The sequence below is a fragment of the Variovorax defluvii genome (genome assembly GCF_039541515.1).
GTDB lineage: Bacteria > Pseudomonadota > Gammaproteobacteria > Burkholderiales > Burkholderiaceae_C > Variovorax > Variovorax defluvii.
In genome coordinates, this window is record NZ_BAABGJ010000021.1 from 143,564 (window position 1) to 156,641 (window position 13,078).

The window sequence follows — 13,078 nt, forward strand, 5'->3', positions numbered from 1 at the left end:
TCAATGGTCCTCGCCCAGGTAGGCCGTGCGCACTTCAGGGTTCGTGCGGATCGAGCCCGGGTCGCCGCTCGCGATCACGGTGCCGTTCACCATCACCGTGATGCGGTCGGCAATGCGGAACACCGCATCCATGTCGTGCTCCACCAGCAGGATCGCATGCGTGGTCTTCAGGTTGGACAGCAGCGCGAGCATGCGCTCGGTCTCCTCCGCCCCCATGCCGGCGAGCGGCTCGTCCAGCAGCAGCACGCGCGGCTTGGTGGCCAGGCACATCGCCACTTCCAGCTGCCGCTTGGCGCCATGGCTCAAGGTCCCGGCAACGCGCCCGGCCACATTGGCCAGCCCTGCCGCCTCCAGCGCCTCGCGCGCGGCCGCATTGCTGTCGCCGCAGCTCGCCGACGATTGCCAGATGGCCCACGGCTTCGGCGTGTTGGCCTGCGCCGCGAGGCGGCAGTTCTCCAGCACGGTGAACTCCGGGAAGATGGTGGTGCGCTGGTAGCTGCGCCCCACCCCGGCCAGCGCGCGGCGAAACTGCGCGCGCCTCGTGATGTCCTCGCCGTCCAGCGTGATGCGCCCTTCCGAGGCATCGATCTCGCCCGAGAGCATGTTGATCAGCGTGGACTTCCCCGCCCCGTTGGTCCCGATCACCGCGTGCACCTCGCCGAGGTGCAGATCCAGCGTGACCTTGTTGACCGCGACCAGCCCGCCGAAGCGGCGGGTCAGGCTGTCGACTGCCAGCAGCTTCGTGGTGCTCATGCCGTGGCCTCCTTCTTCGGCGCGAGCCGCACGCGCAGCCCGACGATGCCCTTGGGCAGCAGCGCGACGAAGGCGATGATGCACAGGCCCAGCGTCAGCTGCCAGTGGTCGGCCAGCGGCCCCACGATGGCGTGGGTGGACAGCAGCTCCTTCAGCAGCGTGAAGGCCACCGCGCCGATGACCGCGCCGCGCAGGTGGCCCAGCCCGCCGAGGATGATCATCAGCAGCACCTCGCCCGAGTTGTGCCAGGCCAGCAGCTCGGGGTTGACCACGCCGTCGCGCGAGGCGACCAGAAAGCCCGCCAGCCCCGCCAGCGCACCCGCGATGACGAAGGCCGCGAGCTTGTAGCCATACACCGGAAAGCCCGCCGCGCGCATGCGCTGCTCGTTGACGCGGATGCCCGCCAGCGCCGCACCGAAGCGCGAGCGGCGGATCAGTGCCAGCAAGCCATACGTGAAAACCAGCGCGCCGAGCACGAAGTAGAACTGCACCTTGCTGTTCTCCAGGTCCAGCGCGCCCAGCGCCGGGCGGATGTACATGTAGATGCCGTCGCTGCCGCCGCCCACCGGCGTGTCGTGGAAGACGAAGAAGGCCATCTGCGCGAAGGCCAGCGTGACCATGATGAAGTACACGCCGCGCGTGCGCAGGCTCAAGGCGCCGGTGACCAGCGCGTACGCGGCCGCGCAGCCCATGGCCAGCGGCAGCAGCACGGCGATGTTGCCGCCTTCCTTGCCGGAGGCCAGCACGGTCGCATACGCACCGATGCCGTAGAAGGCCGCGTGGCCCAGGCTCACCAGCCCGGTCATGCCGACCAGCAGCTCCAGGCTGAGCGCGAAGATCGACAGAATCATCACCTTGACGACCAGGTCGCCGAGGTACGGCCCGAGGAAGGGGCCGAGGGCCGCGAGCGCGATGGCGCAGATCAGCGGCAGAAAGTTGGAAAGGCTCTTCATGTTCAGGTCTTCTTGCCCATGAGGCCTTCAGGGCGCCAGATCAGGATGATGGCCATCAGCACGTAGATGCCCATGCCCGCCAGGTCGGCGAAGAAGACCTTGCCGAAGGTGTCGACGAAGCCCACCAGCAACGAGGCCACCAGCGCCCCGGTGATGGAGCCGATGCCGCCGATCACCACCACCACGAAGCAGATGATCAGCACGCTCGCGCCCATGTTCGGATACACCGAGGACATGGGCGCGGCGATCATGCCGGCCAGCGCGGCGAGCGCCACGCCGGCGGCGAAGACGATGCGGTACAGGCGCCGAATGTCGATGCCCAGGCCCCGCACCATGTCGCGGTTGCTCGCGCCGGCGCGGATCATCATGCCCAGCCGCGTGCGGTTCACCACGTAGTAGAGGCCGATCGCCAGCACGATGCAGGCGGCCGACGCGAACAGTCGGTACCACGGGTAGCTCATCAGGCTGCCCAGCGCGAAGCTGCCGTCCAGCCACGAGGGCACGGGCACGCCGTGCACGTCGTTGCCCACCAGCAGCGAGCGCAGTTCTTCGAAGACCAGGATCAGGCCGTAGGTCATCAGCACCTGCTGCAAGTGGTCGCGCTGATAGAGGTAGCTGAAGAACGCCCACTCCAGAACGTAGCCGAAGAGCGCCGTCAGCGCCACGCCGGCCAGCAGCATGACGATGAACTGGTTGCCGAAGAGCGGCGCGAGCGCGAAGGCCATGTACGCGCCGATCATGTAGAAGCTGCCGTGGGCCAGGTTGATCACGCCCATGATCCCGAAGATCAGCGTGAGCCCCGAGGCCACCAGAAACAACAGAAGCCCGTACTGAACGGAGTTCAGGCACTGGACGAGGAAGGTACCGAAATCCACGTTGATCTCAGCTTTCTGGAAGGGAGCAGGTGCGAAGCGCCGCGATGTTCGGGAGACACCGCGGAACCGGCTTTGCCGGGCCGCTGGTGTCGCCCCCTTGAGGGGGGAGTCGAGCTACACGAAGTGAGCGAGGGACGGGGGTGGTCACATACGGCAGCCGCGCGCGGGATCGGCGAGGCCCTTCACGGCGACGTTCACGACCTTGTTTTCCTTGCCTTCCACCTTGCGCAGATAGATGTCCTGCACCGGGTTGTGCGACTTGCCGACGGTGAAGGTGCCGCGCGGGCTGTCGATCTTGGCCTTCTCGATGGCGGCGGCGAACTCGGCTTTCTTGCTGATGTCGCCCTTGGTCGCACCCAGGCCGATGGCGAGCATCTGCGCGGCGTCGTAGCCCTGCACGGCGTACACGTCGGGCTGCAGCTTGAACATCTTGGCGTACTCGGTGCGGAACTTGTTGTCGCGCGGAGTGTTGAGGCCGTCCGCGTAGTGCAGCGTGGTCAGCATGCCCTGGGCCGATTCGCCCTGCGCGTCCAGCGTGCCGTCGGTCAGGAAGCCGGGGCCGTAGAGCGGGATGTTCTTGTTGAGACCGGCCGCCGCGTAGTCCTTGACGAACTTGACCGCGCCGCCGCCCGCGAAGAAGGAATACACCGCATCGGGCTTGGCCGCCGCGATCTCGGTCAAGAGGGCCTGGAACTCCACGTTCGGGAAGGGCACGGTCAGCTGCTTGAGCACCTTGCCGCCGCCCTTCTCGAAGCCTTCCTTGAAGCCGGCCACCGACTCGTCGCCGGCCGCGTACTTCCAGGTGATGGTCATCGCGGTCTTCTTGCCCTGCTTGGCCGCCACTTCGCCCATGGCGTAGGCCGGCTGCCAGTTCGAGAAGGAGCTGCGGAAGATGTTGGGCGCGCACATCGGGCCCGTCACCGCGTCGGCGCCGGCGTTGGGCACGATCAGCACGGTGCCGCTTTCCTTGGCGGCCTTGGCCATGGCCATCGCGACGCCGGAGTGCACGGTGCCGATGATCACGTCGACGTTGTCGCGCTTGATCAGCTTGTTGACGTTGTCGGTGGCCTTGGCGGGGTCGGACTCGTCGTCCACCTTGATGTACTCGATCTCGCGGCCGCCCAGCTTGCCACCGTGTTCCTCGACGTTGAGCTTGAAGCCGTTCTCGATGGCGACGCCCAGCGCGGCGTAGGTGCCGCTGAAGGGCAGCATCAGGCCGACCTTGAGCTTGCCCTGCTGGGCGTTCGCCAGGGTGGCGACGCAGGCCAGCGCAAGGGCCGTCAGGGTGGTGCGTGCTGCGATGCGGGTGGTCATGGAGATCTCCTTGGGTTGGTAGTTGGAACGAAGGCCATCGGCCGCCCGACTGGGCATCGGGAAAGAAAGTACTTTAGCGCTAAACTATTTACGGCTTAAATACAGACTTTCCCCGGGGTTGGCGATGAACGAAACGGCCGCCACTATCGCCTGTTCGGGCTGATCGCGGTGCGGGGAATGCCCGCAGTGCGGGATTTCCAGCAGCTTCGTCCCCGGCACACGCTCGGCGATGCCGCGGATCTGGGCCAGGGTCCCGTATTCGTCGTCGATGCCCTGCATGGCAAGAACCGGGCAACGGATGGCATCGAGCTCGGCCTCGATGTTCCAGTCGCGAAAGGGCGGGTGCAGCCAGATGCGGTTCCAGCCCCAGAAGGCCGAGTCGACATCGGCGTGGTAGCGGCTCAGCTTCGTGGGCAGATCGGTCTCCAGGTAGGCCTTTCGCGCCAGCTCGATGTTGGCGACCGTCACGTCCTCCACGAAGATGTGCGGCGCCAGCCCCACCAGGCCGGCCACCCTGTCCGGGAAGCGTGCGGCGTACAGCAGCGAGATCGAGCCACCGTCGCTGTGGCCGAAGAGCCAGGGCTTTTCCGTGAGGCCGATGGCTTCGAAGAAGGCAGGCAGCACTTCGTGCGCCTGGCGGTGCATGAAGTCCACGTCCCAGAACTCGTCGGGCTCGCGCGGGGTCGACTGGCCGTAGCCGGGGCGCGAGAACACCAGCCCGCGAAAGCCGCCGGCCTCGCACAGGCGCTCGGGGAAGTCCTTCCACATCGCGACGGAGCCGAGGCCCTCGTGCAGGAACACCACGAGCGGCGCGTCGGTGCGTTCCGGCGCAATGCGCACGTATTCGACGCGCACCTCTCTCCCCCGCCACGGAACGGCGGCGAATCCGGTGGACGCGCTCACGCAGCCTTCTCCGGCATCTCCCGCTCGCGCAGGCGGAAGCGCTGGATCTTGCCGGTGGCCGTCTTCGGCAGTTCGTCCACGAACTCGATGAAGCGCGGGTACTTGTAGGGCGCGAGCCGCTCCTTCACGAAGGCCTTGAGTTCCTCGTCCGTCACCTGCTGGCCGGCCTTGCGCACCACGAAGGCCTTGGTCTTGGTCAGGCCGTCGGCGTCTTCCTTGCCGATCACCGCGGCTTCGAGCACGGCGGGGTGCTGCATCAGCGTGGCTTCGACCTCGAAGGGCGAGACGTAGATGCCGCTGACCTTGAGCATGTCGTCGCTGCGGCCGGCGTAGGTGTAGTAGCCGTCGGCATCGCGCGAGTACTTGTCGCCGCTCTTGGTCCAGCCCTCGCGGAAGGTCTCGGCGCTCTTCTCGGGATTGTTCCAGTACATCACGGCGGTGCTGGGGCCCTTGATGTACAGGTCGCCCACTTCGCCCACGGGCACGGGCCGGCCGTCTTCGCCGCGCAGCTCGATCTCGTAGCCTTCCACCGGGCGGCCGGTGGTGCCGTAGCGGATGTCGCCGGGCCGGTTGGAGATGAAGATGTGCAGCATCTCGGTGGAGCCGATGCCGTCGATGATCTCGCAGCCGAAATGCTGCTTGAAGCGCTGCGCCAGTTCGCCCGGCAGCGCTTCGCCGGCGGAGGAGCACATGCGCAGCGACACCGCCTCGCGCGCCGGCAGGTTGGGGGAGGCGAGCATGCCGGCGAAGCCGGTGGGGGCGCCGAAGAACACGGTCGGCTTGTGCTCGCCGGTCCAGCGCTTGAAGGTCGCGTCGGGCGTGGGCCGCTCGGCCATCAGCAGCACGGTCGCGCCGACCGAGAGCGGGAAGGTCAGCGCATTCCCCAGGCCGTAGGCGAAGTAGAGCTTCGCGGCCGAGAAGCAGACGTCGTTCTCGGTCAGGCCCAGCACCGGCTTGCCGTACAGCTCGGCCGTCCACCACGGGTTGCCGTGGGTGTGCACGGTGCCCTTGGGCTTGCCGGTGGAGCCGGAAGAATAGAGCCAGAAGGCATGGTCGGTGGGCGCGGTCGGGGCGGGCTCGGCCAGCGGCGGTTGCGCGGCGAGCGCGGCCTCGAACTCCTGCGCGCCCTCGGGCAGCTCGCCGGCGGGCTGAGAGACGAAGAGGGCCTGCAGCGCCTGGCCGCTCTTGCGCTGGGCCCTCACCAGCGTCTCCGCCAGTGCACCCGAGACCAGCGCACCCTTCGCCTCGCTGTTGGCGAGCATGTAGGCGTAATCGTCCGCGGTCAGCAGCGTGTTGACCGCCACCGGCACCACGCCGGCGTAGAGCGATCCGAGAAAGCTCACCGGCCAGTCGCCGGTGTCGAGCATCAGCAGCAGTACGCGGTCCTCGCGCTTCACGCCGGCGGCGAGCAGGGCCGCGGCCAGGCGGCGCGCGCGTTCTTCCAGCTGGCCGTAGCTCAGGGTGCCGCGGTCGTCCACGTAGGCGGCCTTCTGCGCGCGGCCGCGGTTGAGGGCGAACAGGTGTTCGGCGAAGTTGAATTGGGCAGGCAGGCTCATCGTGTCGTTCCTCAGGTCCCCGTCATCTCGTGTTCCGTCGTGGTAGCGCGGTGGTGGCTCAGGCCTGCGCCAGGCCCAGCTGGCCCAGCACGCCCGGCGCGGCCTGCACCGCGGCGCGGCGATGGTAGAAGTCCAGCGCCCGCAGCCCTGCCAGCTCGGCGCCGCCGCCGGCGCGGCCCGGTCCGCCATGCAGTGAATGCGGCATCACATTGCCGTGCCCCGTGTGGGCCTGCGCCACCTCGGGCGTGATCACGTGCACGCGGCCGTGGCTGGCGGCCAGCTGCACCGCGGCCCGGCCCAGCGCGGCCTCGTCGGCGCCGTAGAGCGAGGTGACGAGCGAGCCCTGGCCGCGATGCGCCAGCGCGATCGCGTGGTCCAGGTCGCGGTAGGGCAGCAGGGTGGAGACGGGGCCGAAGACCTCCACGTCGTGCACCACCTGCGCGGCATCGGCATCGCGCGCGCCCAGCAGCACAGGGCCGATGCAGGCGGCCACGGCCGGGTCGGCATCGACCAGCCTGGCCTGGCTGCCGTCGTACAGCACGGCGGCCTGCGCCTTCAATGCATCCAGCCCCTCGCGCACCGCGTTCAGCTGCGCCTTGCTCACCAGCGAACCCATGCGCACGCTCTCGTTGCGCGGATTGCCGACGGTGACGCCGGCCAGTTTCGCGCCAATCGCTTCGGCCGCCGCGTCGTAGAGCGCGGCCGGCACCAGGATGCGGCGGATGGCGGTGCACTTCTGGCCCGACTTCACCGTCATCTCGCGCACGACCTCGCGCACCAGCAGCTTGAAGGCCTCGCTGTAGGCCGTCGCATCGGGCAGCAGCAGGGCGGAGTTCAGGCTGTCGGCCTCGATGTTCACCCGCACCGAGCGCTGCGCCACCGCGGCATGCGAGCGGATCACCGCGCCCGTGTCGGCCGAGCCGGTGAAGGACACCACGTCGAAACCCTGCAGCTGATCCATCAGACCGGCGGAGCTGCCGCAGACCACCGACAGCGCGCCGGCTGGCAACACGCCGGCCTCGACCACGTCGCGCACCATGCGCTGCGTCAGCCAGGCGGTGGCGGTGGCCGGCTTCACGATCACCGGCACGCCGGAGAGCAGCGCGGGCGCCGCCTTCTCCCACAGGCCCCAGGATGGAAAGTTGAAGGCGTTGATGAAGAGCGCCACGCCGCGCGTGGGCACCTGCAGGTGCTGCGACTGGAAGAGGGGCTCCTTGCCCAGCTTGACCGCATCGCCGTCGCGCAGCGCGTGCACATCGCCCAGCGCATCGCCCCACTTGGCGTACTGGCCGAGCGTGAAGATGCCGCCGTCGATGTCCACCGCCGAGTCGTTCTTCACCGTGCCCGAGTTCGCGGTCGCGATCTCGTAGTACGTATCGCGGTGGGCCTGAAGCACCTTGACGATCGCGCCCAGCAGCCCGGCGCGCTGCTTGTAAGTGAGGGCGCGCAGGGCGGCGCCGCCGGTCTCCCGGGCGAACGAGAAGGCTTCGCCCAGGTCCAGCCCGCCGGCGTCGACGCGGACCAGCTCGGTCCCCAGCACCGGGTCGAAGAGCGGCGTTCCGGCGCCGCTGCCGGCCTGCCAGCGGCCGGCCACGTAGTTGGAGAGAAGTTCGGTCATTGCATTGGCTCCGGTATCTATTCGGGGAACACCGCGGAACTGGCTTTGCCGGGCCGCTGGTGTTGCCCCCGGTGAGGGGGCTGGCGGCTACACGAAGTGAGCAAGCCTGGGGGAGAGCGTCATCTCAAGCCTGGGCGAGAGCGTCATTTCGTGAATTGGATCTGGCCTTCGGGGAGGAGGTAGAGGACCAGGGCGCGGCCGCTGGCCACCGTGGGGTGGTGCGCCGAGCCGGGCGGGTACACGCACCATCCGGCCGGCCGGCCGTCGAAGGTCGCATCGCCTTCCAGCGGCATGATCAGATCGATCTCGCCGTTCGGATGCGTGTGGTGCGGCCCCTGGATGTCCTGCATGTCCACCACGTCGACCGAGAAGCCGGCTAGCGCGGCTTCGGGCCTGAAGACCCGGCCATACTTGATGCCGCCCCCTTCGCGATCGCACAGCCAGCCTTCGGCCACGCCGTCGATGCACGCCTCTTTCAGGCGCTGGTAGCTTTCGCTGCCGGGCCCGTGCACCGTGTTGAGCCAGCGGTCGAGCTCGTCGTTGAGCGGGCGGCCGGCGATCTGCGTGGTCACGTCGGCGACGATCTGGTGGAAGGATTCCTTGGACATCGTGGGGTGCTCATGCATGGGTTGGAAACTCGAACTTGCGGCAAATCGCTGCGTGCAGTATCTTGCCTGTGCATGAACCATAAGCACCGGCATAAAAGGTGTCAAGCAATATAGTGCATATATGGTGTTTACCCTAATGATGGCAGGACGACATGAATGACCGAGCCGAGGCGGTGCTGATCGCGCCCGCCGACGCGGCCCCGGCGGCCGACGAAGCGAAGAACCCGCTCCTGGTGGCCCTGGGCGAACGCGTGCGCAACCTGCGGGCGCGCCGCGGTCTCACCCGCAAGGCGGTGGCGCAGGCGGCCGAGGTGTCCGAGCGGCACCTGGCGAATCTCGAATACGGCATCGGCAATGCCTCCATCCTGGTGCTGCAGCAGGTGGCGACCGCGCTGCAGTGCTCGCTGGCGGAGCTGGTGGGCGATGTCACGACCAGTTCGCCCGAATGGCTGCTGATCCGGGAGCTGCTGGAGCGCCGCAGCGAGGCCGACCTGCGCCGCGCCCGCATCGCCCTGGGCGAACTGCTGGGCACCGCCGCCGGCGACCCGGCGCGCCACCGGCGCATCGCGCTGGTGGGCCTGCGCGGCGCCGGCAAGTCCACGCTCGGCCAGATGCTGGCCGACGACCTGGACGTGCCCTTCATCGAGCTCAGCCGCGAGATCGAAGCACTGGCCGGCTGCAGCGTGCGCGAGATCCACGACCTGTACGGCACCAACGCCTACCGCCGCTACGAGCGCCGCGCCCTGGAAGAGACGGTTCAGATCTACGCGGAAGTGGTCATCGCCACCCCCGGCGGCGTCGTCTCCGACCCGGCGACCTTCAACGAGCTGCTGACGCACTGCACCACCGTCTGGCTGCAGGCCGCGCCCGAGGAGCACATGGGCCGCGTCGCCGCCCAGGGCGACACCCGTCCCATGGCCGCCAGCAAGGAGGCCATGGACGACCTGCGCCGCATCCTGGCCGGCCGGGCCGCGTTCTATTCCAAGGCCGACATCAGCGTGGACACCAGTGGGAAGGACCTGCCTCACAGCTTCCAGGCGCTGCGCACCGCCGTGCGCGAGGCCATGAGCCGGGGCGGTTGAGTTACCTACCAGTTTTTGCGAGGGAGGGCACCTACCAATATTTGTAGCTACCAATTCTGGTAGCTACAAACATTGGTAGTTGCAAAAAAATTCGCGTTGGGCTTGACGCGCTCATTAACATGCATGATGATGCATGTCATGGCGTCAGCCAAGTGCATTATTGTTCATTCACCCCCAGGCCCTTCCGCAGGAGACCGCGCATGACCGAGACCGCTGCCCACCCCGCCCGCGTCGACTACCGCACCGACCCGACCCAATACCGCCACTGGAAGCTCAGCGTCGAGGGCCCCGTCGCCCGTCTCTCGCTCGACATTGCGGAAGACGGCGGCATCCGCCCCGGCTACAAGCTCAAGCTCAACAGCTACGACCTGGGCGTGGACATCGAGCTCAACGACGCGCTCAACCGCGTCCGCTTCGAGCACCCCGAAGTGCGCTCGGTGATCGTCACCAGCGACAAGGACCGCATCTTCTGCTCCGGCGCCAACATCTTCATGCTGGGCGTCTCCAGCCATGCCTGGAAGGTCAACTTCTGCAAGTTCACCAACGAGACCCGCAACGGCATCGAGGACTCCTCGAAGCACTCGGGCCTGAAGTTCCTGGCCGCCGTCAACGGCGCCTGCGCCGGCGGCGGCTACGAGCTGGCCCTGGCCTGCGACGAGATCCTGCTGGTGGACGACCGCTCCTCCTCCGTCTCCCTGCCCGAAGTGCCGCTGCTGGGCGTGCTGCCCGGCACCGGCGGCCTGACCCGCGTCACCGACAAGCGCCACGTGCGCCATGACCTGGCCGACATCTTCTGCACCAGCGTCGAAGGCGTGCGCGGCCAGCGCGCGGTCGACTGGCGCCTGGTCGATGCCATCGCCAAGCCGGCCCAGTTCGCCGCCGCCGTGCAGGAGCGCGCCGCCAAGCTGGCCGAGGGCAGCCCGCGCCCCGCTGGCGCCAAGGGCGTGCAGCTCACCCGCGTCGAGCGCGAGGACGGGCCCGACAGCATCCGCTACGAGCACGTCACGGTCGAGATCGACCGCGCCCGCCGCACCGCCACGCTGACCGTGAAGGCCCCCACCGGCGCACAGCCGACCGACGTCGCCGGCATCGAAGCCGCCGGCGCCGCCTGGTGGCCGCTCGCGATGGTGCGCCAGCTCGACGACGCCATCCTCAACCTGCGCACCAACGAACTCGACATCGGCACCTGGCTGCTCAAGACCGAGGGCGACGCCCAGGCCGTGCTGGCCAGCGACCAGACGATGCTCGCCCACCAGGACCACTGGCTGGTGCGCGAAACCATCGGCGCCCTGCGCCGCACGCTGGCCCGCCTGGACGTGTCCTCGCGCAGCCTGTTCGCACTGATCGAGGCCGGCTCCTGCTTCGCCGGCACGCTGGCCGAGCTGGCTTTCGCGGCCGACCGCGCCTACATGCTGGCCCTGCCCGACGAGCCCGAGCGCGCCCCGAAGCTCCAGCTCGACGAGTTCAACTTCGGCTTCTTCCCGATGGTGAACGACCAGACTCGCCTGCAGCGCCGCTTCTACGAAGAGAGCGCCCCGCTCGAGGCCGCCCGCGCCGCCGCCGGCAAGGCGCTCGACGCCGACCAGGCCTTGCAGCTCGGCCTGGTCACCACCGCGCCCGACGACATCGACTGGGAGGACGAGATCCGCATCGCCATCGAGGAGCGCGCCGCCATGTCGCCCGACGCCCTCACCGGGCTGGAAGCCAACCTGCGCTTCGCCAGCCAGGAAAACATGCTCACCCGCATCTTCGGCCGGCTCACCGCCTGGCAGAACTGGATCTTCAACCGCCCGAACGCCGTCGGCGAGAAGGGTGCCCTGAAGGTCTACGGCACCGGCCAGAAAGCCGGCTTTGACCTGAACCGCGTCTGACCCTCGGAACTCTTTGCAAGGAACCACGATGAGCACGATCAACTACAGCGAGAAGATCCCCAACAACGTCAACCTCGGCGAAGACCGCACGCTGCAGCGTGCGCTCGAAGGCTGGCAGCCGAACTTCATCCACTGGTGGGACGACGTCGGCCCCGAGGGCTCGACCAATTACGAGGTCTATCTGCGCACCGCCGTCAGCGTGGACCCGCAGGGCTGGGCCCAGTTCGGCCACGTGAAGATGCGCGACTACCGCTGGGGCATCTTCCTGAATCCGGGCGATGCCAGCCGCGAGATCCACTTCGGCGACCACAAGGGCGAGAAGGCCTGGCAGGACGTCCCCGGCGAGCACCGCGCCAACCTGCGCCGCATCATCGTCACGCAGGGCGACACCGAGCCGGCCTCGGTCGAGCAGCAGCGCCACCTGGGCCTGACGGCGCCCAGCATGTACGACCTGCGCAACCTGTTCCAGATCAACGTGGAAGAGGGCCGCCACCTGTGGGCCATGGTCTACCTGCTGCACAAGCACTTCGGCCGCGACGGCCGCGAAGAGGCCGAGGCCCTGCTGCAGCGCCAGTCGGGCGACGAGAACAACCCGCGCATCCTGGGTGCCTTCAACGAGAAGACGCCGGACTGGCTGGCCTTCTTCATGTTCACCTACTTCACCGACCGCGACGGCAAGTTCCAGCTCTCGGCCCTGGCCGAGAGCGCCTTCGATCCGCTGGCGCGCACCACGAAGTTCATGCTGACCGAGGAAGCCCACCACATGTTCGTGGGCGAGAGCGGCGTCTCGCGCGTGCTCACCCGCACCGCGCAGGTGATGAACGACCTCAAGACCGACGACCCGGCCAAGGTGCGTGCCGCCGGCGCCATCGACCTGGGCACCATCCAGCGCTACCTGAACTTCCACTACAGCGTCACCATCGACCTCTTCGGCGCCGACCAGTCGAGCAACGCCGCCACCTTCTACAGCTCGGGCCTGAAAGGCCGCTACGAAGAAGGCAAGCGCACCGACGACCACGTGCTCAAGGGCCAGACTTACAAGGTGCTCGAAGTCCAGAACGGCCAGCTGGTCGAGAAGGACGTGCCCATGCTCAACGCCCTGAACGAAGTGCTGCGCGACGACTTCATCAAGGACTCCGTGGCCGGCGTGAGCCGCTGGAACAAGGTGCTGGAGAAGGCCGGCATCCCCACCCGCCTGACCGTGCCGCACAAGGCTTTCAACCGCCAGATCGGCGCGCTCGCCGGCATCAAGATGTCGCCTGAGGGCCGCGTGGTGAGCGAGGCCGAGTGGGCCGCGAAGAAGGGCGAGTGGCTGCCCACCGGCGAAGATTTCGCCTTCGTGGCATCGTTGATGGGCCGTGTGGTCGAGCCCGGCAAGTTCGCCAACTGGATCGCACCGCCGGTGATGGGCATCAACCGCCAGCCGGTCGACTTCGAGTACGTTCGCTTCGGCTGACCCGAAACTCCCTCTCCCGCCGGGGAGAGGGCAGGGGTGAGGGGCGGCGGGCCCGCGACCGGCGCCGTAGCCCCTTACCCGACCCTCTC

Annotated in this window: 11 protein-coding genes; 3 read left to right on the plus strand and 8 right to left on the minus strand. The window is 68.0% G+C overall.

Annotation, left to right across the window (positions count from 1 at the left end):
• The 8 genes from ABEA07_RS13025 to ABEA07_RS13060 all read right to left on the minus strand — a co-directional run bounded on the left by ABEA07_RS13025 (position 1) and on the right by ABEA07_RS13060 (position 8,580).
• Positions 1-753, minus strand: a complete 753-nt coding sequence (locus tag ABEA07_RS13025; RefSeq protein WP_345538315.1) for an ABC transporter ATP-binding protein — start codon at positions 751-753, stop codon at positions 1-3.
• Positions 750-1,706: a branched-chain amino acid ABC transporter permease gene (locus ABEA07_RS13030; protein ID WP_345538316.1), complete on the minus strand. Its 957-nt coding sequence runs from the start codon at positions 1,704-1,706 to the stop codon at positions 750-752. Before ABEA07_RS13030 ends, ABEA07_RS13025 begins: the two co-directional genes overlap by 4 nt.
• Before the next feature lie 2 nt (positions 1,707-1,708).
• Positions 1,709-2,581 (minus strand): branched-chain amino acid ABC transporter permease, encoded by an 873-nt coding sequence (locus ABEA07_RS13035; protein WP_345538318.1) that lies wholly within the window; start codon positions 2,579-2,581, stop codon positions 1,709-1,711.
• Between the two features lie 144 nt (positions 2,582-2,725).
• Complete coding sequence (locus ABEA07_RS13040; protein WP_345538320.1) at positions 2,726-3,895, minus strand: ABC transporter substrate-binding protein; 1,170 nt, start codon at positions 3,893-3,895, stop codon at positions 2,726-2,728.
• 84 nt (positions 3,896-3,979) lie between these two features.
• On the minus strand, positions 3,980-4,798 hold the full coding sequence (locus tag ABEA07_RS13045; RefSeq protein ID WP_345538321.1) for an alpha/beta fold hydrolase: 819 nt from the start codon (positions 4,796-4,798) through the stop codon (positions 3,980-3,982).
• Positions 4,795-6,354 (minus strand): benzoate-CoA ligase family protein, encoded by a 1,560-nt coding sequence (locus tag ABEA07_RS13050; RefSeq protein WP_345538322.1) that lies wholly within the window; start codon positions 6,352-6,354, stop codon positions 4,795-4,797. Before ABEA07_RS13050 ends, ABEA07_RS13045 begins: the two co-directional genes overlap by 4 nt.
• A gap of 58 nt (positions 6,355-6,412) precedes the next feature.
• Positions 6,413-7,972, minus strand: coding sequence for a 3,4-dehydroadipyl-CoA semialdehyde dehydrogenase (locus ABEA07_RS13055; protein ID WP_345538323.1), 1,560 nt, complete (start codon positions 7,970-7,972; stop codon positions 6,413-6,415).
• Positions 7,973-8,115: 143 nt separating this feature from the next.
• Complete coding sequence (locus ABEA07_RS13060; protein WP_345538324.1) at positions 8,116-8,580, minus strand: 4-hydroxylaminobenzoate lyase; 465 nt, start codon at positions 8,578-8,580, stop codon at positions 8,116-8,118.
• Positions 8,581-8,732: 152 nt separating this feature from the next.
• On the opposite strand from ABEA07_RS13060, the gene ABEA07_RS13065 reads away from it, so the two are divergent.
• The 3 genes from ABEA07_RS13065 (at position 8,733) to boxB (ending at position 12,989) form a co-directional block, all read left to right on the plus strand.
• Positions 8,733-9,662 (plus strand): helix-turn-helix transcriptional regulator, encoded by a 930-nt coding sequence (locus ABEA07_RS13065; protein WP_345538325.1) that lies wholly within the window; start codon positions 8,733-8,735, stop codon positions 9,660-9,662.
• 200 nt (positions 9,663-9,862) lie between these two features.
• Positions 9,863-11,533 (plus strand): 2,3-epoxybenzoyl-CoA dihydrolase, encoded by a 1,671-nt coding sequence (gene boxC / locus ABEA07_RS13070; protein ID WP_345538327.1) that lies wholly within the window; start codon positions 9,863-9,865, stop codon positions 11,531-11,533.
• Positions 11,534-11,561: 28 nt separating this feature from the next.
• Positions 11,562-12,989, plus strand: a complete 1,428-nt coding sequence (boxB, locus tag ABEA07_RS13075) for a benzoyl-CoA 2,3-epoxidase subunit BoxB (protein ID WP_345538328.1) — start codon at positions 11,562-11,564, stop codon at positions 12,987-12,989.
• Positions 12,990-13,078: the final 89 nt, after the last annotated feature.

Coding starts and splice junctions, on each gene's coding strand:
- ABEA07_RS13065 (WP_345538325.1), top strand. CDS start 8,733: ATGAATGACCGAGCCGAGGCGGTGCTGATCGCGCCCGCCGACGCGGCC.
- ABEA07_RS13055 (WP_345538323.1), bottom strand. CDS start 7,972: ATGACCGAACTTCTCTCCAACTACGTGGCCGGCCGCTGGCAGGCCGGC.
- ABEA07_RS13050 (WP_345538322.1), bottom strand. CDS start 6,354: ATGAGCCTGCCTGCCCAATTCAACTTCGCCGAACACCTGTTCGCCCTC.
- ABEA07_RS13040 (WP_345538320.1), bottom strand. CDS start 3,895: ATGACCACCCGCATCGCAGCACGCACCACCCTGACGGCCCTTGCGCTG.
- ABEA07_RS13030 (WP_345538316.1), bottom strand. CDS start 1,706: ATGAAGAGCCTTTCCAACTTTCTGCCGCTGATCTGCGCCATCGCGCTC.
- boxC (WP_345538327.1), top strand. CDS start 9,863: ATGACCGAGACCGCTGCCCACCCCGCCCGCGTCGACTACCGCACCGAC.
- ABEA07_RS13060 (WP_345538324.1), bottom strand. CDS start 8,580: ATGTCCAAGGAATCCTTCCACCAGATCGTCGCCGACGTGACCACGCAG.
- boxB (WP_345538328.1), top strand. CDS start 11,562: ATGAGCACGATCAACTACAGCGAGAAGATCCCCAACAACGTCAACCTC.
- ABEA07_RS13025 (WP_345538315.1), bottom strand. CDS start 753: ATGAGCACCACGAAGCTGCTGGCAGTCGACAGCCTGACCCGCCGCTTC.